The 23,541-nt window shown below is 46.7% G+C and carries 14 protein-coding genes; 2 read left to right on the top strand and 12 right to left on the bottom strand.

Annotated elements, in window-relative coordinates:
* Positions 1-397 precede the first annotated feature (397 nt).
* The 9 genes from pulA to NSQ38_RS12365 all read right to left on the bottom strand — a co-directional run bounded on the left by pulA (position 398) and on the right by NSQ38_RS12365 (position 16,848).
* The gene (pulA, locus tag NSQ38_RS12405) at positions 398-2,446 is read right to left on the bottom strand and encodes a type I pullulanase (protein WP_339789507.1); all 2,049 of its coding nucleotides are present in this window, start codon (positions 2,444-2,446) and stop codon (positions 398-400) included.
* Between the two features lie 173 nt (positions 2,447-2,619).
* Positions 2,620-5,913 (bottom strand): DUF5704 domain-containing protein, encoded by a 3,294-nt coding sequence (locus tag NSQ38_RS12400; RefSeq protein WP_339789505.1) that lies wholly within the window; start codon positions 5,911-5,913, stop codon positions 2,620-2,622.
* Positions 5,914-6,310: 397 nt separating this feature from the next.
* Positions 6,311-7,579, bottom strand: coding sequence for an S-layer homology domain-containing protein (locus tag NSQ38_RS12395; RefSeq protein WP_339789503.1), 1,269 nt, complete (start codon positions 7,577-7,579; stop codon positions 6,311-6,313).
* 347 nt (positions 7,580-7,926) lie between these two features.
* The gene (locus tag NSQ38_RS12390; RefSeq protein ID WP_339789500.1) at positions 7,927-9,438 is read right to left on the bottom strand and encodes an extracellular solute-binding protein; all 1,512 of its coding nucleotides are present in this window, start codon (positions 9,436-9,438) and stop codon (positions 7,927-7,929) included.
* 221 nt (positions 9,439-9,659) lie between these two features.
* Entirely contained in the window at positions 9,660-10,772 is a 1,113-nt protein-coding gene (locus tag NSQ38_RS12385; RefSeq protein ID WP_339789496.1) for a glycoside hydrolase family 88 protein, read from the bottom strand.
* Between the two features lie 24 nt (positions 10,773-10,796).
* The gene (locus tag NSQ38_RS12380) at positions 10,797-12,296 is read right to left on the bottom strand and encodes an extracellular solute-binding protein (RefSeq protein ID WP_062835837.1); all 1,500 of its coding nucleotides are present in this window, start codon (positions 12,294-12,296) and stop codon (positions 10,797-10,799) included.
* Positions 12,297-12,357: 61 nt separating this feature from the next.
* The gene (locus NSQ38_RS12375) at positions 12,358-13,230 is read right to left on the bottom strand and encodes a carbohydrate ABC transporter permease (RefSeq protein ID WP_133385864.1); all 873 of its coding nucleotides are present in this window, start codon (positions 13,228-13,230) and stop codon (positions 12,358-12,360) included.
* Positions 13,231-13,275: 45 nt separating this feature from the next.
* On the bottom strand, positions 13,276-14,229 hold the full coding sequence (locus tag NSQ38_RS12370) for a sugar ABC transporter permease (protein WP_017686861.1): 954 nt from the start codon (positions 14,227-14,229) through the stop codon (positions 13,276-13,278).
* Positions 14,230-14,511: 282 nt separating this feature from the next.
* Complete coding sequence (locus NSQ38_RS12365) at positions 14,512-16,848, bottom strand: AraC family transcriptional regulator (protein ID WP_339789493.1); 2,337 nt, start codon at positions 16,846-16,848, stop codon at positions 14,512-14,514.
* Between the two features lie 527 nt (positions 16,849-17,375).
* On the opposite strand from NSQ38_RS12365, the gene NSQ38_RS12360 reads away from it, so the two are divergent.
* Together NSQ38_RS12360 and NSQ38_RS12355 are read left to right on the top strand one after the other, a co-directional pair.
* On the top strand, positions 17,376-19,379 hold the full coding sequence (locus NSQ38_RS12360; RefSeq protein WP_339789491.1) for a DNA mismatch repair protein MutS: 2,004 nt from the start codon (positions 17,376-17,378) through the stop codon (positions 19,377-19,379).
* Between the two features lie 140 nt (positions 19,380-19,519).
* Positions 19,520-19,771 carry a cysteine-rich CWC family protein gene (locus NSQ38_RS12355; RefSeq protein WP_133385867.1) on the top strand — a complete coding sequence of 84 codons (252 nt, stop codon included), beginning with the start codon at positions 19,520-19,522 and terminating at the stop codon, positions 19,769-19,771.
* 60 nt (positions 19,772-19,831) lie between these two features.
* Here the strand turns inward: NSQ38_RS12355 and NSQ38_RS12350 are convergent, their stop codons facing one another.
* The 3 genes from NSQ38_RS12350 to NSQ38_RS12340 are packed head-to-tail and all read right to left on the bottom strand — an operon-like array spanning position 19,832 to position 23,507.
* Complete coding sequence (locus NSQ38_RS12350) at positions 19,832-20,977, bottom strand: mannitol-1-phosphate 5-dehydrogenase (RefSeq protein WP_339789488.1); 1,146 nt, start codon at positions 20,975-20,977, stop codon at positions 19,832-19,834.
* Positions 20,974-21,408: a PTS sugar transporter subunit IIA gene (locus tag NSQ38_RS12345; RefSeq protein WP_339789486.1), complete on the bottom strand. Its 435-nt coding sequence runs from the start codon at positions 21,406-21,408 to the stop codon at positions 20,974-20,976. The genes NSQ38_RS12350 and NSQ38_RS12345 overlap by 4 nt, the downstream gene beginning before the upstream one ends.
* Complete coding sequence (locus NSQ38_RS12340; protein WP_339789484.1) at positions 21,405-23,507, bottom strand: BglG family transcription antiterminator; 2,103 nt, start codon at positions 23,505-23,507, stop codon at positions 21,405-21,407. The genes NSQ38_RS12345 and NSQ38_RS12340 overlap by 4 nt, the downstream gene beginning before the upstream one ends.
* Between the last annotated feature and the right edge of the window lie 34 nt (positions 23,508-23,541).

Below are 23,541 nucleotides of genomic sequence, written 5' to 3'. Positions count from 1 at the left end.
CTGTACTCATCATATCGGTCCAATTTGCGTATTCAATTAGCAATCGCTTTCAAAATATAGATATGAAAACAAGCGCCATAGATTGACAGCATTTGTACCTGTCCTGACAAAAAAAGTTTGGAGTATACAAGAATATAATGCAGGGTGTCATTTGGTTGAGATTAAAAATGCCCAACTGATGCACAACATAAAGAAGGTCGATATATGACGATGTATAGTTCTAAGACCAAGCCAATGGCTCTGATGCATCAACAAATCCTCCTTTCTTTCGAGAAAGGAGGATTTGTTTTATCTCAATTTATTTGATTAGATTTGATTGGAATCTTGAACTTGGCCTTGTTAGCCATTTTACTAATGGTTTGTTGGGCTCTTCAATTCTTGGCTAGCATTGCGTTCATTAGGAATTGGAATACATCACCGTTATGGATAGCGCATTCACATTTACCTGTTCGCCCTGTACGGTACGTATCGTATTAACGCCTGCTTGTCCTTTTTCTACAATCACATTCCATGTCCCTGTGGGAACAGCGATGTCAAGGTTTTCTTTTGCCGCGTTGTATATGATAACAATACGTTCCCATGAATCGCTGGTTGCTGTACCGTTCAGTTCATAGGCTAGCAGCCCATTACCTTTTTCGATTAGACGAACATGCTTCTCGATCTCTTCCCGGGTACGAAGCCGAAAGGCTGGATGTTCTCGCCGAAGACGGATCAGCCCACGATAATAATCAAATACCGGCTTGAACAGCTTCTTCTGTTCCCAATGTATGGCATTGACTGCGTCTCCACTCTGGTGGCTGTTGGCGTCCCCATATTTGCTGCGAAGCAGCTCATCTCCAGCCGCGATCAGGGGAACACCCTGGGAGGTTAGAACGATACCACTGGCAAGCAGACTACGCCTAACGGTCTCATTCTCCAGAATGTGTTCCGGATCAATCTGCAGGTAAGGCTTAGCCTTCTCTACGGCCTCCTCCACACTCTGGCATCCACGAATACTTCCATCCTCGTCATAGGTGAGGAAATTCAAGGTATCGTGGAGTCCTTGTGTACGTGCGACTTTGTCCCACAGGTTGAGATTATCATGCACTGTTACATAGTTAATCGTCTCGGATGGACCATCCGTAAAATCTTGAATGGCTCCCCGGACGCCAGTCCACAATTCGTCTTCTTTTCCGTCCGCACCCGTCGCAAATCCCGTCCCCATGCCATCACTGTCTCCCTTGATCACTCCGCGGAAATTATCGTTAAACACAGCAAAACCTGCTCTGCTCTGCGTTCCTTTTAGAGTCATATCATCCCCAAGCGGCGAATCCAGCGCGCCCCATGGTTCACCATATAACAATATGGAAGGTGACACATCTGTGTGCAATTCCGCTGCAAGCTGTTTCATCGTAGTTGTGTCGATCAGGCCCATGAGATCAAATCGAAAACCATCAACATGGTACTCCTCTGCCCAATAACGGACCGAGTCGATGATAAACTTACGAACCATGGTGCGTTCAGTAGCTACCTCATTGCCCGTACCTGAGCCATTGCTATAGGTACCATCAGCGTTTTGACGATAGTAGTACCCTGGTACAAGTTTTTCAAAAGAGCTGCCTGCCGTATCAAACGTATGATTATATACCACATCCATAATGACACCTATTCCCTTGTTATGAAGGGCAAGCACCATTGATTTGAACTCACGAATCCGTGTCTCCGGATCATCTGCACGTGATGCATAGGACCCTTCCGGGACATTGTAATGAAGTGGATCATATCCCCAGTTATAGTTGGAGGCATCAGACGTATCACCATCCACCCTGGATTCATCCACCGTCGCAAAATCAAATACGGGGAGCAGATGAACATGGGTAATTCCGAGTTCAACCAAATGATCGATCCCCAGTGTGTTGCCCTCCGAATCACGCAGACCCGTCTCGGTGAAAGCCATGTATTTACCTTTATTCGTTATACCCGATGATGAGTGAATGGAAAAATCACGTACATGCAGTTCGTACAGGACTGCATCTACAGGACTGGTCAATTCCGGGCGAATATCCTCACTCCATCCATTCGGATGTGTCTGCTCCAGTCTCACAATTACAGCCATTTCTCCATTCATGGTCACTGCTCGTGCGTAGGGATCTACAGCATGGGTTGAATGTCCATTTTCGAAAGTAGGCTTGTACATGTAACGGTAGTTACTTAAATCGCCCTCCAGTTCCAGAACCCAGACGCCTTGTTCTTTCTTTTGCATAGGTAACGCCTGCTGTTTCCGTTGATTGGGCTCTTCCTCCGGGCTCCCCCCTGTCAAAGGTGGGTACAGAAGTAGTTCCATCTGAACAGCTAACGGTGACCAGACTTTGAAGTGACAGGTTTGTGCTTCTAATGTGACGCCTAAATCTCTTCCTTTGTATGTATCTTCTGAAATCAATAGTTCCTGCTTATCCTCTTCAATCATGTGTGTTGTTCCCCTCTCGTTGAGAAAATTGATGAATATGGATGGTACGAGTGCTCTTTACCCTTTATACCCGTTCTGCTGCCCGACCATAATCCAAATTACACAAAAAAGAAGACAAACGTCATGTAGATTCACATGACGCCTGCCTTCTTTATGGGTAAAACGATACCTCTCTAATGTGGTACCTGGGATTGGAAATCATTTCGGCTGGATTGATCCGCGTGGTACAAAACCACGTCCCCATCTTGCATCGGCCAACTTCTCCCCTGACCATCTACCGGGCTGTTATCAAAACCTTCCATTTGCCATTGATTCATCAACGGTGCATGAATATATTGCAGATGGGGTGCATTCGTATTGCCGCTGCGCAATGTTTCGATATTGAAGTTAACCACAATGTAACCGCCCCTCAGAAATACCGTTGCCTTCTCATCCAACCGGTTTTGTCTGGCAAGCGACTCGAGATCGGTTCCTTTGGGCACTGCATATACATCTGCTGGCAAGCTATATTCCCCATACCAGCGCTGAATCGCTGCATTCGCCCGATCCACATTAACACTGGAGGGAATATCTGCTTTTGGGCCAATGAGTGTGCGGATCTGTGAAGGAAGAATCATCCAGTCATAACGACCTACCCACGTTTTATGATGAGAGGTCTGATCCACGAAACGAACCATATGTTCCGCCATTGTACCCTGATTACGTTCCTCCGCCGACAGTTCATAGGTATACTGATAACGCGCTGTATCACCCAACTCCGTACCGGGGACATTCCGCAACCGTGAGTTCAGGACAACAAAACGTTTTTCTAAATCTTGTGCCGATCCGATACGAATGAGTCGATCCTGTCCTCGATGGTAGTATAAATCCACTTCTTGCCGGTTGGTGCCATCTTTACTCACAAAAGAGAACGTCGGCGTGATTCGGATACCATCCTGTTTCCCAAACATATTGCCCTTGGTTTTCAGATCAAACTTGAAATGGTAACCTGTCTTCACTGCAGCATTTCGGAAACCCTGTACCGGATGACTGCCGGGACGAATGGGAAGTACAAAGGGAGCCAAATTACCTCGGGGATCTCCGTCTATACTGTTTCCTCCGGCCCAGTAGCTCACACCCGTTGGTTCGGAGCTGCCTATCCGCTTGCGGAACACATTCTCCCAGTTGTAGTCTGAAATATCGGTGATGTGAAAATCATACAATCGTCCGATAACCTCTATCGCAACGGTATCTGCTGCGACATGATGAGTCAGATTCGTATTGGCATCCTGTTGTTCTGTGAAGTTTGCCGGTGCATTTTCGGCGATATTACGAAACTCAATCTGGTAATTCCCTTCATCTACCCATACAGGAAGATAAAAAGGGGTGTCCAACTGATTTACCGGAATATCCACCCATGTCATGGCCGGAATAAACTGACTTCTGGCACCGTTATAAACATCGAATGGGAAACGAACCTGTTTGATCCGGAAATATTTCGCATAATCATGGTTTCCATACCCAGGGTAACTCGCTACATCCAGATGCTGCCCTGAAGTTGGGATGCGTACAATAAACGGACGCTCTAAAATAAGTGCAGCTCTGGTCGGATCTGGCGTAGTCTTCTGATTATGAGGCTGATCATCTGACACCCAAGCATAGTTCACAACTGGAGTATGTACCGTCACCGAGTTGATGCCCAGAATAGGGAATTTCTGATCCTGCCCTCCGTTAACATTGCCAGGGAGAAGTCCATACGTAATCTCACCCGTGGTCGGCTGGTTAGCTACGTTCAACAATGTGTTTTTGATCGTCAGACGGTTCAGGTACAGAACATCGTCTCCGATCATGCCAGGCTGCGGGATCGTCCCAGGTCTTGGAGCTGTTTTCTCCACAGGAGCAGGATCAACAATCGTTGCTCCATTAAAGGTTACCTTGTCGTTATTAACGGTGTTCTCTCTAACCTCCGCTTCAGCTTCAGATTGAAACAATGACGTTTCATCTGGCGTAGAGGGTTCAGTAGAACCACCTGGGACCCCTTTGATGCCAAGATCAATTTCTCGACATGGTGCAGGTTTCACATGACTGGTAACCATAGTATCCATAGCCGATTGCAAAGTCGGTGGTGTATATGCAATGGGCATAAGGGTCACGGTGTCACCATAACCGCCTAATGCATAGTTAGAGACCTTAGCCTCATTTAACTTGTATACCTCCAGGTTATCGATCTGCCAATAGCTATATGTCCTTGTTACTTGCATCGTTTTATCCCCAGGCACATCACGTTCTCTCGGCTGAGGAGGTGTTCCTGGATCCCCCTCACCACTAGATGCTCTTCCCGGGATCGTCCAGGTTTTATGATAAACCCTTTTCACTTTAACGGTGTAAGTCACCGTCCCTGTCATATTAACCCAACGGTGCTGAAACAGATATTCCTTGGCCAAGACATTGGCATAGAGATCTTCCGAAGTCGGAATACCACGGGTAACATCGAACTTCTCAGATCCCCGATCGTCTGCCTTCAACACACCTCGAACAGACGGGTCCATAACCGATGCTTCAATAACCGTGCCTCTACTCGGTGGGCTGATAGTCACAGGGCAAGCGTTCGCAGGGTCGCCCCCCGGATCGCCATCATTACCACCTTCTCCATTATCCGTGCAGTCCTTCACCTCAAGCACCTGAGTTCCTTGTTCATCCAGTTGCTGAGCTGAATCAAGAAAATGGGCTTTGATGGTAGTGCTACCCACGATCCCTTTTGTTGTGATTTTGCCATCAGCACCAATCGTGGCTATAGTCGGATTCGAGCTCTGCCACGTCAATTTGGGATGAGCCGTCAGTTTATGAACAGAGCGATCCGGTTTTGTTAAAACTGCTTCTGCCTGTAAAGGTGTCGTATTGGCCTTACAAGCATTCGGCAGATTCACAACAAGTCCTGGCTCAGACGTGACTGTTATGGTGGCAGTATCCGAGATCAGATATGTACCATTGTTCCAGATCGCACGCACAGTGACCGTGCCCGGACTTTCGGCTGTTAACATCCCTGTTTTGAGCTCTATACTCGCAATCGTCTCGTCAGAAGAAAACCATTTGATCTCTGCCTCTCTTCGCGATACGTCGATGCCCCCATTAAAATCTGTTTCGCCATAATGTCTTGTGCTAACTTCGGCTTTCATCTGCTTTGTTTGTCCAATAGTCATAACCGAATCCGGTGTTACATCGATCTCTTTCTCTTCAACCAGATCACCTTCCCAGATGATATCCATGGGCGTATGGTAGGCTACCACTTGCTTGAGACAACCTTGATTTGTTCTACCACCGTTCTCATAATCATTCCACTCCGTTACTTGGTGTGAACCTCCTGTTTTGGTAATGATTTTTACTATGGTACTACCTTCTCTAATAACCGTAGTACCAACCCCAGTATAGAATAACTGCTTATTGCTTGTTTGATAATCTACACTCTTAATCCGAATATTTTCTACCATTCGCTGTGAAATTCTTTGGGATTGGAACTCTGGCCATTGTTCAGCTGGCCATCTGGAAAAATCAACTTCGTTAGGTATATCCCTCTCAGCTGGGTATGGTTTAGAACATGAATTAGCATTAAGGTTCTCCGAGAGAGTTGGTCCAGAAGTATGGTCTGCCCTGAAATTACCATTATCAAGTTGATACCAGTAAACACCTGGATTCGCTATTCTTTTTTCAGATTGTACAGTATTAGATATTTTTTGCTTTTTAGGTCCATACGAATCTGAACTTGAAGCTTCAATTGAGGATGTGAAATGAAAAAAAAGCATATAAATAAGAAAAATTGAGATAAAAATTAAGGATTTCTTCTCAACATGGGCACACAAAAATATCTCCACCACCATTAAGTTTGATTTACATATTCTGAATTTTTAGTATATTTTCACTTTTTTGATTAAAGGAATATGCTCCATTTTCACCATCTAAAACGGATGTAATCCAAAATCTCTTCTTCACATCTTTTTTTATCAAATCCCTTGAACTTTCTGGAATAGTAACTAGGCCATTCTTGGATGCTTGCTTAAGGTCCAATCGATTAAACTGTAAAAAACCATTGTATAAGCCTCCATTAAATGTGATTAGATTGGATTTCTCAATTTTTGATGTAAAAGATATATCTGCAAAAGCCATATAATTACCTTTGAAAAGATGTGTCTCTGAACCAATAAATAATGGTGCATAGATACCTTTTGCTTTACCTTGGGTAACATCTATGACGATATATCTATGGAGTGTAACTACACCAGATTTATTGGATAAATTAATTTCTTCTTTTGATATATCACTTACTTTGACAGAGTTCTTAGTATAAAAATAATCACTAATTGTCGTTAAATTCGTACCCGTCGTACCGACCTCTCTCATCTCATTCAGGTCACTGTACTTCCCGGCGTCCGTGCCCTCCACATCCATATAACGCAGCAAAATGGCTGATACTTCTGCACGAGTGGTGGAATCCGCTGGTTTTAATGTGCCATCCTGGAATCCACCGACAATACCTGTCCCACGAACAAGGGCAAGATACGGAACCTGCTCGGCACGAATCGTGCCACGATTCACTTCCGGTGTAGGAAGCAGCGTATTTTTTGAATCGTTAAAAGCATCCTGGAAGCTGGTTCCGGACTTAATCAGTCCATCGGCAATCCATTTCATCATCTCGTAACGCGTTAGCTCCGCATTTGGATTGAATCCTTTGGCGTAATCGCCAGCGTTAATGAACCCTTGTCCTACAAGCTGGTTAACCGCCGCTTCAGACCAATGTCCCTTGAGATCAGCAAAGGGATTCTGCCCCTCTACCTTCTCTAGTCCAGTCGCGCGGGCGAGTATTGTCGCATATTCCCCACGCGTGATTTTGCCATTGGGACGAAACGTTCCGTCCTGGTAACCAGAGATCAGATTTTTTTCATAAGCTTTGGCAATTGTCGCTTGAGCCCAGTGACCCTTGATATCTTTGAACTTGCTAAGGGCCGTGTCACTTATTCCCGATGCAGCATTCGCTGTTGACGTCAAATGTACGGGGCCAATCGGTAATAGTGTTGCTGCCAATACAGCTGTCGTTACCAATCCGACGATCCAAACATTCCGTTTTTTCTTCTTCTCATGACCTTCAATTCGTTTCTTCAATCTACTCACGCTCCTATGTACCTTAGTATGGGGATGCTTTACTTGGTCAAGCTAGTCACTTCTCTTCATAACCAAAACCTAAATTTGTCATAATAATCAATATTCTACCATGTTGTACTAGGCTATTGGTATTATTTTTCGACCATCCCCATCACTTCAAGGCGTGCAACGCTCCTTCCATAGACCCACTTCATTCGCCTAAAACACAAAAAAAGGCCATGAATCCGCAGATTCATAGCCTTATGCTTTAAGGGTGTGGTCTTTCTTATGATATTGGAAAAATGAACTCACTCATAGAATAAACCATATCATTCCATTTGATCAACCTTTTTTTATTTCAGCCAGCTTTATTTTCCGTTCAATTCCTTATAGGACGCTTCGAGTTCCGTGATCAATTGATCACCACCGGCTTTTCTCCAGCTTGCGATTTCCTGCTCCCAACCTGCGTCATCGATTTTACCCATAATGTACTTGGTCTGCGCATCCCAGATCATCTGGTCCAGCTCCTGACCACGCTCGGTATAGATCGCCGAAGATAATGTAAGTGCCGGATTGGCAATGGCGTACTGCTCATTCTCACGCGCCATCTTTGTACCTTTCATACCAATGGGAACATCAACCAGTTCAGGCACATTATAACCCTCAATGCTTAACAAATTATCACGATATGGCTTCACTTCACGCTGATAAGCGTCAAAATCTTTGAGTTCGGTTTTCCCATCCGCAGTCTTGGTGTAGTGCACATCGAGCAATCCACGGAGCTGCAACGTGCTTAATTCCTCATCCATCAACTGGTCCAGGAACGTGAGAACTTGTTTCAATTGCTCCTCATCCGTAACGGATGCCTTCGGGATGACCAGCATTCCATAGTTTCCTGGCTCTCCGGCGATACGAATACCATCGGTTCCTTGGAACGGAGCCACATCAATCTCTCCGTCCGGAGCATTAGGCGTAAGCCGTTGCTGAGAGGACTTTCCGTTCTGGGCCACACCATTCAGCTTCATGCCAACCAGGCCCGAATCCATTTTTTTGTCCGCATCAGAAGGATCCAGCGCAGGGAAGTCACTATTAATTAATCCCTCGCTAAACAGTCGCTTGAAGAGCTTCATCGTATCCACATATTCGGTGGTCAGGAACTCCGGAGTCAATCTCCCAGCATCGTCCACACCCCATTTGTTAACGCCGCCAATACTTACAGCGATCCGCGTCAGCGGGGAAGAGACACCCTCATTATACTTTTTGAAGAGCAGTGCACCATACGTATCTTCCTTACCATTCCCGTCAGGGTCATCTTTACGAATAGAGCGCATCACTTCATACCAGTCATCCAGCGTTTTGGGTATGTCCAGCTTCAATGTATCGAACCAGTCTTTGCGATACACGATCGCAGTCCGTCCAATATCCCGGAAGTTTGGAATACCGTAAACCTTGCCTTCAATTTTGATATTGTTAAAATAAGCTTCGGATTGGGCAGACAGGTTTTTATAATCCTTCAAGTATGGCCCCAGTTCCCAGAACAATCCCGTTTTGGCGGCATTAAACGTTGTCGGTACATAATTCACACGCATAATGGTAGGCATCTCGCCTGAAGCAACCATAACGTTCACTTTATCATCAAAAGCAGACTGCGGAATCCACTGTACATTGACATCCGTATTCGTATATTCCTCAATCTTCTGCTCAATCCCGTTCTCCTTGGCCGGTATATCACCTACCTGCATTAAAGAGATGGAAATGGGAAGTTTACCTTCCCCTGCAGCAGGCGCTTTTTCTCCCCCGCAACCTGCAAGCAATCCAGCGGACATTGCACCAATTACAACGATTCCGCCTAAACGGGACATTGGACCTTTTGGACTCATGAACCATCTCTCCTTTTGGATAAGGTTATGTACACAGACCACTCCGATGACAGAACAACCTTCAGATCGCTGTTATCCCCAGATTTTTTGATTCCCTTCTAAACAAAGGGGAAAATCCGGGGATAAGCCTATGCTTCCGATGCAGCTTTCTTTCAGAAAGCTTTTAGGCGAACGCTTCGCTTCCTCAAGTTATTTCTGTCCTCTACGTTCTCATGTACATGTTAGTTGGACTTGTAAAGTTCAATCTCCACTCCCGCCAAAATGAACGGAGCGACCGACTTCGGATCATTGATCCGAATGGACTCGGTCACATAATACTCGTAGGACCCGTCACGATACGGGCTTCCTCCGAGACCGGCTCCGCCATTACACTGCGTCAAGGACAGCACGCCTTCACGGTCCGTTTGCAGCAGATGCTGTAGCAGACCCTGATATCCTTTTTCCGCAACCGCTTTGAACTTGCCACTCAGATATCCTTTACGTACACCTTTGCCCAATGCATAGACAAACATCGAGGTCCCAGAAGCCTCCAAATAGTTCCGCTCACGTCCCGGTTGATCCAACAAATGTGGCCATAGTCCGGTCTGCTGATCCTGCACATGCACTAGTGCGTTTGCTACCCGTTCGAAGATACCCACAATCTGCCCGCGCTGCGGATGATCTACGGGGAGGTGATCCAATGTATCCACAACCGCCATCACATACCAGCCCATCGCCCGACTCCAGACATGTGGAGAACATCCGGTCTCTCCAGAACTCCAGCGTTGCTCTTTGCTCTCATCCCAGGCATGGTACAAGAGACCGCTACGCGGATCACGTGTACGTTGCTCCACCAGCAAGAGCTGCAGAGCCGCCTTGTCAAACCACTTCTCTTCGCCTGTCACTGCGCCATACTGGGTCAGATATGGAGTGGCCATGTACAATCCATCCAGCCACATCTGGAAAGGGTAAATCTTTTTATGCCAGAATCCGCCTTCACTTGTGTGTGGCTGTCCCTTGAGCTGAGTCATAAGCAACTCCGCAGCTTTGCGATACTTTTCTTCTCCCGTTTTCTCATGCAGCAGGAACAACGATTTACCCTGATTGATCTGATCCAAATTATATTCCTCGATCGTATAGGATCGAATGGAGCCATCGTCCTGAACAAAATGATCCATCAGCTCACGGATGTAGTCAAAATACTTTTGCTCCCCCGTGTGTGTGTACAGCTCCTCCAGTGCTTTCAGCAGGCAGCCATTCTCATAATGCCAAGTGGAGTACAGCTCATGGTTGCGATAACTTTCCATGAACTGCTGTGCCATGCGCACCGATGTGAATTGCAGTGTTTCTTTCATGATCAAGCCTCCGCTTCCGGCTCTTTATTGAGCCTGTTTTTTGTAATCTTCGGCATATTCCTCACGAATCTTGTTTCCACCAGCATTGCCCCAATTCTCGATTTCCTTTTCCCAGCCACTTTGATCGATCTTGCCCATAATGTATTTGGTTTGTGCATCGGCAATCACCTGATCCAGATCCGCCCCGCGGTCACCATACGTTGGAGAATATAACGTCAGCGCAGGGTTTGGCACAGCATGCTCCGCCAGTTCCTTGGCAAGTGCCGTACCTTTTTCACCCAGTTCGGTATCCTTCAACTTCGGTACGTTATATCCTTCGACATAAGGCAGGTTGTCACGGTAAGGCTTCACTTCACGCTGGAATGCATCGAAGTCACTCATCTCCACCTGATCTTCGCCCACTTTGGTGTAATGTTTGTCTTCCATACCACGCATCAACAGGGTCGCCATCTCAGGGTCCATCAGTTTATCCAGGAAGGAGAGCAGGTTCTTGAGTTCTTCTTCCGATTTCACCGTTGATTTAGGGAATGCCAGAATTCCCGAGTTACCCGTCTGTCCTGCAACACGATCTCCGTTCGCTCCAAGCAAACCAGCGATGTCTACCACACCATCCGGATTGTTTTTGGACAAACGCTCTTGCTGACTTTTTCCGTTCTGAGCAACACCAACACGGATACCGACAACACCGGAATCATACTTTTTCTCCGCTTCCGTAGAGTCGAATACGGCAAAGTCTTGATTTAGCAATTTCTCATCGTACAAACGTTTCAGTAGATCCAGCACCTGCATATATTCCGGTGTCATGAATTCCGGCGTGAAGCTGCCATCATCCTCGACCTTCCACTTGTTAGGAGCACCAAAACTTACGCCAAGGCGCGTTGTGAAGGAGTATTGGTCCTCATTATATTTTTTGAAAAGCATCAGTCCAAACGTATTATCCTGACCGTCTCCATCCGGATCGGAGGTGGCCAGTGTTTTGATCGTTTCATACCATTCATCCGGTGTTGTTGGCACCTTAAGATTCAACTTCTCGAACCAGTCCTTGCGATAGATCACTGTAGCCCGCGCAATATCGGAGAATACCGGAACCCCGTAGATTTTGCCCTCTACCTTGATGTTGTCAAAAAAACGCTCGTTCTGTGCCGACAGATTTTTGTAGTCTTTCAGCAAAGGCCCCACTTCCCAGAACACGTCATTACGCATCGCGCTGGTCACCGTTGGGTTATATTGCACTTTCACAATTTTTGGCATATCGCTTGAAGCGATCATTACGTTAATTTTGTCATTATAGGCCGAAGCCGGAATCCACTGGATATCCAGTTTGGTATTGGTATACGCTTCAATCTTTTGCTGAACTTCATTGCCTTTGCTTGGCACATCACCCACCTGTGCAATGGCTATGGACACATTTTGTACGCCGCCCTCGGCAGCCTGACCCTCATCTGATCCGCATCCTGCCAGCAAACCTGTCACCAGTGCCAGTGTGCTCAAGACAGCTACGGCTTTCTTTTTTGTTGCTTTCATAACATGAAAACCTCCCTTTTTTATGCAGTCATATTGAACTGACTTTGAACCATGTGCCGACTCAACCTTTCACCGAACCCAGCATCACTCCTTTTGCAAAGTGCTTTTGCAGGAATGGATACACCAGCATAATCGGGATTGTGGAGAATACGATAACCGCCATGCGAATGGTAAGCGGCTGGATCTCGGTCTCTTCAATACTCGTGTCTCCGATTCGACTCTGTGCCAGAATGACTATCTCACGCAGCCAGACTTGAACAGGCCACTTCTCACTATCGTTGATATAGATAACAGCGCTGAAGAAACTGTTCCAGTGGGCCACCGCGTAAAAGAGTGAAAATGTCGCCATCGCTGGCATGGACAAAGGCAGAACAATCCGGAACAATACGCCGACATCGTTACATCCATCAATTTTGGCTGCATCCTCCAGTTCGTCGGGAATGGCCTGGAAGAAGTTTTTGAGTACGATCAAGTTAAATGCACTAATAGCGGTAGGCAGCATCAGCGACCATAACGTATCCGTCAGGTGCAAAGATTTCACGACAAAGTATGTTGGAATCATCCCGCCACTGAAGAGCATCGTGAACAATACACCCAGCAAAATTGGCTGGCGTCCACGCAAATATCTTCTGGAGAGCGGATATGCCATAAGTGATGTAAACAGCAGGTTGATGAAGGTACCAATCACCGTAATATAGACCGATACACCCAGACTGCGAATCAAGGTATCTGTAGAGAAAATGTAACGGTATGCGGCCAGAGAGAACTCTTTTGGAAAAAGAATGAATCCTCCCTTAGCCACTTCATGCGGACTGGTAAATGAGACAGCCAAAATATAAATGAACGGGATGACCGTTACGATACCAATCAACAGCAGCAAGCCGTGATTCACAAAATCAAAGATCCGGTTGCCCCACGTTTTATCCTGTTGCATCTTAATGTTCACTCCTGTCTGGTGAAGAACGTCTGCTCCCGAGAGTTAGTAGACGCCTTCCTCCCCGAATTTTTTGGCCAGCGTATTGGCACCAAGGACAAGTGCCAGCCCGACAACCGATTTGAACAATCCGACAGCAGCACTATAACTGTACTGTGCCTGTGTGAGCCCCTTCGTGTACACGTAGGTATCAAATACCTCGCCCACATCCCGGTTTGTCGGAGTCAGCATCAGGAAGATCTGTTCAAAGCCTGTATCCAGGAAGTTGCCCAGACGCAGAATGAGCAAAATCACGATCGTACTGCGAATGGCCGGCAACGTAATATGCCAGGTTTGGCGCCAACGATTGGCACCATCAATCCGTGCAGCTTCATAGAGCTGTGTATCAACACCGGAAAGCGCCGCCAGGAAGATAATTGTGCCCCAACCAACTTCTTTCCAGATGGATTGTCCAACAATCATGGTTCGGAACCAACCTGGTTCAAGCAGGAACGCCACTTTTTGTCCAGTCAGGTTATAGAGCAATTCATTAATCGCACCACCCTCGGTTGTGAACAGCATGTAGAACACACCGACAACAACAACCCAGGAAACAAAGTGTGGAACATAGACGAGCGTTTGTACAAATCGTTTGAAGCGTTCACGGCGGACCTCATTCATCATGAGTGCCAGTACAATCGGCAGTGGGAAAAAGAACACAATGTTGTAAATGGCAAGCAAAAACGTATTTCGAAACAATGTCCAGAACTGCGGTTCTCCGAAGAAACGCTGGAAATGTTTGAACCCTACCCAGTCACTCCCCAAGATGCCCTTGTAAGGCGTGTAATCCTGAAAAGCCATCGTGATGCCATACATGGGTATGTATTTGAAAATAACAAAGTAAAGCACACCCGGTATTAACATGATATACAGCCACCGGTTTTTGATAATGTCCCTCCACAGCAGGTTTTTGTCACTGCGGGTAGCGGGCCGTGTTCGTGCCGCCGTTTCGGCTTTCATATTGTCTTCCTCCCCACATTGGAAACGATTACAAAATATCACTTCCTGAATTCATGTCTTCATTGTGGAGGATAAACGAATGACTGGCTATCGTCTCGTTTTAGCCTTTTGTTTTTCCTTATGTAGCAAGACTTTAGCCCATTTCCCTCACAGAATCTAAAGGTGAAATGAACTGCTTTCAACCTCCATATTCCTGTCTTAACTTCATGGAGAAAAGCGGTCTTCTTTCTTCATCTGGACATGAAAAAGCCTGCCTGCCATGGCAGGCAGAGCAGGTTTGTCTTATCGCTGCTGCTCCCGGTACTTGCCGGGGGTTGTTCCTGTAATTTTGCGAAACGTACGGATAAATGCGGTTGGATTGGTATAGTTTAATTTCTCGGCAATCTCCGATATTTTAAGATTTGTCGTTTGCAGCCATGTCTTTGCTTTTTCCATACGATACTCTGCCAGATATTCCGTAAAATTAACTCCCGCTTCCTTCTTGAAAACCCGACTTAAGTAGACAGGATGGAAATTAAGCTCTGCGGCACAGGCTTCCAGCGACAATTCACGATCATAACGTTCCTCGATCAAACGAATCATACGTCTCGCAATATTCATGTATTGGGATTCTTCCTGCTCTCGCCAGAAACGGATGACGGGCAGGAACAGCCGTTTGCGGAACCAATTGGTCATCTCGTCCAATGTGGACAACTTGAGCAAATGTGCCATGGATGCTTTTTCACCCAGCACTTCGGCTACATCTCCGCCTTGCTCCTGCACAAGCTGATATACACGAGACAATAACTGAACCATAATGACGGGATATTCACTGAAATGAAGCTTCTTGTCTGCAAGAAGTCCCAAATATTGCTTAAAGTAGGCGTCTGTCTTCTCTTCATCTCCTTGCTTAAGCGCAGAAGCAAGCTGATCCTCAATCATGCGTAACTGGGTATACAACGCAGCTTCCATCTGACCACGTGGCTGTATATCCTCGTAATGTAAAATAATACGGCTGCCCAGACTAACCCGGCCTTGCAGTGCCTCTCGGCTCTCCTGAACCGCTCTTGGCGTATCTCCGATACAAGTATAAGAACGACTGATGCCGATACTTACGGGCAGATTCAGATAGGTCACGACACGTTCGCGAATCCAGTCTGCCTGGGTATGCATCCATTCCTTCAGCTTCACCTCATCCGTCAGTTCGGAGGCAAGAACGGTGACCTGAGCATCATCCAGCATGACCGGAGTGAACCGAACTGCTGAAGGAAGGAGCTCACCTACCATATTGTTGACAGCAAACAGCAACAGATCGCGATCCTGTTCCTCATATCGGGTCCCTTCCAAGGTATCGATCTGGAGCATGAGTACGCCAAGATTTGCCCACCCTGTCGGGAAATCGTACAATTCTCCCTGATATCTGAAATCCTCTTCCGAGATTTTGCCTGTGAGCAGTTTGGTCATAAAAAACTCTTGGAGGTGCACATGCTGCCCCTTCATCTGCTCACGCATCGTTTTCTCCGAGCTGAACAAGGTTGACAATTGCTCCTCAATATAGATAAATTCATCCTGACGGCGTCCTGACGGAGCAACTGGGGAATCCAACCCCTTCGTAAATTGCAGCAGTCTGGAGATCGGTGAGTACATCCGCCGACTGCCGTATATGGCGAACAATCCCGTTACACATAACATGACCAGTGTAGCGATACCGGTGACCAGTGCAATTTTCTGTGACTGGGCCGTAATCTGTCCAAGAGATACAACCGACACGTATAACCAGCCATTGAGCGGAGATTGCCTATAACTAACCGCCACTTGATTACCTTCCACCTCCGCACTGAAGAAACCCTCTGACTGGGCCGTCGTTTGTACCATTTCCTGAATTTCCTTATTCAGTGCGTCATATTTCCCGCCTTGCTGCATATCGTTCAGAAAATACTTCTGCTCCCGATCCAGAACGTACATATCTCCAGAATTCGTATTTCGGCTCAAGTAGGTACTCAGTTCCGTATCGGCGATATCAATCACAAGAAATCCCTTTGGTTTCACATTGGTTGGTATCATCGGGATTTTGAATACCATACTGACCACATTATCCGATGATATAAGGGTAGGTGCCTGTTCGGGTGTTAGTTCACCCATACCTGCTGACACAGGTACACTTTCTTTGGCTGAACTGGCATTCTGAGTGACCCAGAACAGGCTGTTGGTATAACTTAGGTAGGAGCCAATTCGGTCTCGAATACTGAAATCATCCAATTTGCCAAAAGAACGCGTCGAAACAACCCAATCTTCATCCAGATTAACCAGATAGGCTTGGTCAATGTTCGTAACCGCTTGCAAGTTGTTAAAACCAGATGTCAGATCACGAATCTCCTGAAACTCGCTGCTGTCTAGTGGTTTCTTCATCGCCTGTAGTACCAAGGGCGAATTAACATACTGGATGGATGATAATTGCAGGCTGCGCAGAACTTGTTCTACCCGCATTTGGGTTTGATGCAATATCTGAAGATTGCTTTCACGTACTTTCTGTTCAATGTCACGTGATGCAATCGTATACGAGACCGAACCAATAACAATGACCGGAAGGGCTCCGAGGATCAGGGTAAAACAGAGCAAACGCAGTAAATACTTAGGCAAGAAGAGCATCCTCCTTTATACGTGTGTTTATTAAAATAAATCGCTTTCATTGGATTATTTTACTATTGTTATTTTAAAACCCATTCTTATTCAAGTCCACTCATTTATTCTAAAGGTTGACTTCAAACCAATTTCCAGTTTATATTGGTTGCATATTCCTCAATCAAAGGAGAGATTTTTAATGTCGGTGAATGTTCTTAACTAACCAAGTTTCATATTCAGGAGTTTGGCCTTTCATTGCGCTTGTGCCCATATGGCATACGTGTATTTCATGATGCGCCAGATCCCTGTACTTAGTTAAGAACAGCGGATATCATAAATCGCCTCCGGGATTGTCATTGTCCGGGTCTATTTCCGCGCTGAGTTCAGCGCGGATTTTTTAATATAGACCTGTAGTGGACTTTGCTTTCCCATATGTTTAGGGCGGAGAATGACGTTTGTTCATTCTCCGCCCTTTTTGCGTTTTCCAGGAATATGTTTCAGCGCATCAACTGAAATTACAATTCAAATTCAAGGAGAGATTACGCATGAATGAAAACACATTAAACAGTCTGGGTTATCCACAAATTCAAAAAAACGTTGCAAACTGCGCCCTGTCTTACCTGGGCAAACGTTATGCGAGAGAACTAAAACCGATGGTAGATGCTCACCTTATTCAGATTCGCCTGGAAGAAACTGCAGAAGCGGCTGCGTTGATTCGCTTCGGGGCCAGTATTCCCCTCCCTTCACTCGACGGAATGGAAACCATTATGGATCTGCTTGGCACCGGTTATCTATTCAGTGAACGCGACTTCAGTCATCTCGCTCAGTTCCTGCGGAGCTGTGCACAACTCATGAAGTACATGGAGGGCAAATCTGGGGCCGCTCCCACCGTCAGTCGTTATGCAGCATCCATGATTCTGATCGAACCTTTGCTGAGTGAGATTGAGCGCTGCATCCATAGTGGACGCATTCAGGATCAGGCGAGCAAGGAACTCATTCGTATTCGTAAAAAAATAACGGTCAATGCGGAACGCATGAAACGAAAACTTGATTCTCTGGTGAGTAAACATCGCTCCATTATGCAGGAACATGTCATCAGCCAACGGGGAGGAAGAACGGTTCTGCCCATTAAGAAAGAGTTCCGTAAACAGGTGAAAGGCAGTGTACTGGATGAATCCGGGAGCGGGCAAACCGTATATATCGAACCTGTTGAATTAGTAAGTTTACAGATGGAATTGGCCGCTCTACAAGCGGAGGAGTCCCGAGAGGAGATGAGAATTCTCGGTGATTTAACCTCCCTGGCCGAATCGTATAACCGTGAAATCGCCCTGAACACCGAAACGGTAGGTGTATTGGACTTCCTGTTTGCCAAAGCCAAATATGCGGCCACCATGGACGGACGTACCGTTCGAGTCAATACTCAGGGCCACATTAGCCTTCAACGTGCACGTCATCCGTTCATGGGTTCTTCCATGGTCCCCCTTGATTTTGCAATCGGCAAAACGTACTCGTCGCTCATTATAACGGGCCCGAATACAGGGGGTAAAACGGTCGCACTCAAAACACTTGGTTTGTTAACCCTGATGATGCAATCGGGTTTGCTTATTCCGGTGGAGGAAGGTGGCGAGATGGCTGTTTATAACGAGGTAGCAGTTGATATTGGTGACGGGCAGAGTTTGGAACAAGCACTCAGTACATTCTCTGCACACATTCGCAATATGATTGGCATACTGGAACAGGCCAATGCGTCAACTCTGGTGCTCATTGATGAGATGGCTTCCGGCACAGATCCCGGTGAAGGTGTTGGACTATCCATCGCCATGCTGGAGGAACTTCACAGCCGCGGAGCAACCGTTGTAGCGACAACACATTTTGGTGAAATTAAACATTTTGCAGCTGCCACGCCAGGATTCGAAAATGCCCGTATGGAATTTGACACCGTTTCTCTCCAGCCGCTGTATCGATTACGTATCGGAGAAGCTGGTGAGAGCTATGCTTATTCCATCGCATTAAAGCTGGGCATGCCACAGCGAATTATCGAGCGATCCAAGTCCCTGTCCAATCAAAGTATTTCAAGAGATCGTACATTCGTGTTCACATCACCTCCTTTGGAAAATCCGGCCCTGACGCCTGATCGTTCCGTTGCAGAAGCAGACGGCCCAGCAGAGTTATCCAAGCGGAACCAGTCGAAACAGTCAAAGGATTCAATCGGTCCCCACAAAAAGACAACAACTAGAGAGTCGGATTCTCCTGCTCCTGCCAAAACTTTTCGCAAAGGGGATCGGGTGTATGCGGCCTATCTTAATCAGTCGGGCATCGTCTGTGATGTGGAGGATAGCCGTGGAAATATCAGGGTCATGCTGCGAGGACGCAAAGTCAAAATCCATAAGAAACGCCTGACCCTGCATATATCAGCCGATGAGCTTTATCCGGGTGACGATTATGACTTGGACATTGTGCTAGAAACAAAGGAAAATCGAAAGAAGCGTAAGTTGATGGGACGCAAACATGTGGAAGGCCTACAGATCGAATTACCGCCTGAAGAATAGCCGATGGGAGAAACAGATGTGGTGAACTGGAAGTCATATATACAGAGCGAAATCCATAATCACCGGCACATTTCTGTTATACTGGGGACCAGTATGTTTAACTTCAGCTCGTAGCTATTGCACAGGGAGGGAAGAACTGAATGTCTGCAGAACAAGACGATCAAGAGCACATCCATATCGATGTTCTTGTCTGCCCATTATGCGGGGAAGCTAATCGCTGTTCCTATGCCGCAGGACATCCTCATTCGGAATGCTGGTGTAACCGGGCTACTTTCCCCGAGGGTGTGTTTGACCGCATTCCGCCAGAGCAGCGCCGAAAATCGTGCATATGTCAACGCTGTTTGGACGAATATGCCGATAAAAGCCAACAAAAAGAAGAGCCACACAGTTAACAACTGTATGGCTCTTCTTCATTATGCCTCATCTATACTGTTAGCTGGCTGCTACTGTTCTTACATTTGGTTATACTGGGCAACAGCCTGTTCAAGCACCGGATGATGCTCATCCATGGACGTATAATGATGCAGTGCAGCTGTAATCCCCTTCTGGCGGATCATGTTCTGCAGTTCAACTGCTTCCGGATCATCGGAGACATCGAACTTGCAGGCTGCTGCCATACCCATAGCCAGATAAGTCGTATCAGTTCCATCCGCATATGCCTGAAGGGCCGGGCGAACCAGACGATCATTTTGAGACAACTTGCGCAGCGGGGAACGACCTACTCGAGTAACCTCATCGGTAAGATACGGGTTGACAAACCGTCCCAATATTTTGACAATATACTGCTCATGTTCTTCCGGGTTGAATGCAAACCGTTTCACCAGAACTTTTCCGGTTTCCTGCAAAGCACCGTATACAATCGATTTCACCTTCTCGTCGGCAATAGCCTTCTGAATCGTGTCATACCCGTGCACATTACCTATATAAGCTGCAACGCAGTGTCCTGTATTAACAGTGAACAACTTCCGTTCGATATACGGCTCCAGATCATCGACATATAGAATGCCCTCAACCGGTTTGAATGCAGGAGCCATCTGGGAACGATCCACCACCCACTCGTAAAAAGGCTCCACCTGTACATGCAACGGGTCTTCATGATGCTGAATAGGCACTATCCGGTCTACGGCTGAATCTGGAAAATAAACGTATTGATCCGCAAGGGAACGTACCTTTTCATCAAGCAGAGCATATACATGCTCTTTCAACTGTGTACTGGCTCCAATGGCGTTCTCGCAAGCGATAATGTGAAGCGGGTTTTGAGCAGGACCGGAATTTAATCTTTTCTCAAGTCCTTTCGCAATACCTGGTGCAATATGTTTCAGCACACCCACGCCCACTGCAGTTGTAATCAGATCCGCTTCCACAACGGTTTGGGCAACCGTCTCCAGTTGGGTTCCATCGATTGCATTTACACCTGTGACGGTCTCCTGATCCTTGCTCTCGTTAGCCAGTTCCACCGTATATTGCCCCCGTTGCTGAAGAGCGGTTACCAAGGTCTGATTCACGTCGGAGAAAACCACCTCATAGCCCGCACGGGAGAGGATCAATCCGATAAACCCGCGTCCAATGTTACCTGCGCCAAAGTGTAGGGCTTTCATAGCTCCATTTCACTTTCCAGAATTGCGATAACTTCTTGGGCTGTTTTGGCTAGACGCAGGGCCTCCATGTTCTCATCCTCAGCACAGATCACCGCGATGCTAGTCAGGATCTCCATATGTTCCCCGCCTTGAGCCGCGATACCAATGACCATATAAGCCTTTTCTTCGCCAAAATCAACACCTTGAGGATACTGAATGACAGAGATACCTGTGGATAAAATAAAAGCTTTTGATTCCTTCGTACCGTGTGGAATAGCCAGGCCGTTCCCTACATAGGTCGAGACAATCTCTTCACGCTCAATCATCTTTTCAATGTAATCAGCGGTAATATGTCCCGCATCCTTCAAAATCTGTCCTGCCATACGAATCGCTTCGTATTTGTCCTGAGCCGTCGCGTTCATGATGACTTTATCTGTTGTTAACATACTCATAATGGTTGACCTCCAATTTCGGTTTTACTGCGATAAAATCCAACAAGTTCCTGGGACAGGTAATGAATGAGTTCATCCCTGATTCCTTTTTCCAGCAATGTAATCATTTCTTCCTGCAATAACAGGGCGCTGATCTCACTGAGAACCTCCAGGCTTTCCTTGGATAATTCTCTGGGACCAAGCATCAAGAGGACATGGGTAACTCCAGCCGGATCATCCGGTGTACGAAGGAGTGGCTCAGTGAGCTGAAACAAGCTAATGGACGGCCTATAAATTCCCTCACTGCGTGTATGAAACAGCGCAAGTCTTGTGCCGGGAATCTTCTGACTCCCCACTGCCTCACGTGCCTCCAACCGTTTCGCGATCTCCCCCGGTTCCTTCAACACACCAGTTCCATGGAGTACGTTGCACATCGCATACACCGTTTTATAGAATCCGATATCCTGGTTATCCAGCGGATAAACCTGAAACTTACCAATAATTCGGACGATTTCAACTAAAATAGCTTCCATTCCATCCGGGTCAGAGTAATGACTTGTCGTCTGAACCTCTGCTTCACGGGGCTTATTATGCTGTCGTTGTAATGTTGTTGTTCGGATAAAATGACGCAGACGTTCGCTCTCTTCCGCGGTAAGCAGTGGACTCACTTTGTAATACTGATGCTCATCCATCGGTAGATCAACAGTGGATAAGACCAGATCATATTGATCTGTAGGTATCCGGGCAGCCTCGTACCAGGACACGCTATCCATGATCCGAATCTCGGGAATCTCCTTGGATAATCGGCTGGAAAGCATGCGTGATGATCCAATTCCGCTTGTACACACGATGATCGCCCTGATCTCCCGTTTCAATGCACGTAACCTCTCGATGGAAGCTCCAAAGTGCATAACCAAGAAACCAATCTCCTCATCGGGAACGTCTGTGCCTGGCCAAGCTTGCCCCACAGATTTTTTGACATCTTCAAAAAGTGAATCATAATCCTTGCGAATCTGCTGCAAAAGCGGATTACGAATCATCTGTTGTCCTTCAATTCGCTCCATTACAGGTTGCATGTGACCAAGCAAACCTTCACGAAGCAAACGATCCTCATGAAAGGCGTAATGCGTTCTCGCCTGCATCTGATCAATCAGTGAATGTACCCTGTCCAGTAAAATCAAGTCGTCTATTGGCAACAGCCGCGAAGAGTGAATCCGCTGCTCTGTCTCAATTAATAGTCTATGAAAATAAGCTTGCTCATCTTGGGAGAATGTCAGCCCCAGCTGGGTGGATAACACACCACACAAGCGGGAAGCCATATAAGGTGGAACCTTCATTTCATCCTGCTCTGCGACTTCATCTACCTTGTTCACCAGGGGAGGTATACGGCCAATGCCAAAGCCTTTACGAATCCGTACAACCGCTACGGATAATTGAATCAGCAACTTCATGTATTGGCGTTCCGGGATGTTCTCCAGCCATTCGATATCTGGTTGCCATAACGCATTCTCGACCGTAAGCACATCACCGTGCCCAATCATATCCAACAGTTTTTGGTTTACGATGGAGCCTCCCTGTTCTGGCTGTCTTCCGAATAGGTCGGACTCATCCAGAAATTCGAGAGCAAGTGCAGCTATGGCTGTGCGATGAATCGTCTCACTTCCGTTAATCTTGACGCCATATCCACGTCTGCGAACCAGCTTCAGTCCCGCCTGACGAATTCGTGACTCCAGATCGTCCAGATCAGTGGTTACGGTGGATACGGTCACTTTCAGATCCGAAGCCAAGGCGAGTAACTTTACAGGCTCCGGTTCATCCAGCAGGATGCAAAGCATGAAGAGCTTACGCTCTTCCGGCGTAAACTCTACATATTCTTTACCCTCTAGTTGATGGCGCAATACAGCCAGATCATCGGAACCGGCATCAATTCGGATACCGGTTCCTGATTTTTTTTCCAGCTTCATGCCCAAAGGTTCAAGCCATTGTTCAATCATTTGCAGCTCCCGGTGAACTGTTCGGGTACTGACCTTAACTTCAACGGCGATTTCGCCGGCAGTGACTTCATGTGGATGCTCCAGCAGAAACTCCACGATTTCACGTTGTCTTTTGGTAATACTCATATCTCAGCCTCCGGCTCAGGGAAAACGAATGCGT

Source organism: Paenibacillus sp. FSL R7-0313 (assembly GCF_037969885.1).
GTDB lineage: Bacteria > Bacillota > Bacilli > Paenibacillales > Paenibacillaceae > Paenibacillus.
The sequence above is the reverse complement of the archived record's forward strand: the minus strand, read 5'-3'. Positions and strand labels throughout refer to the sequence as shown.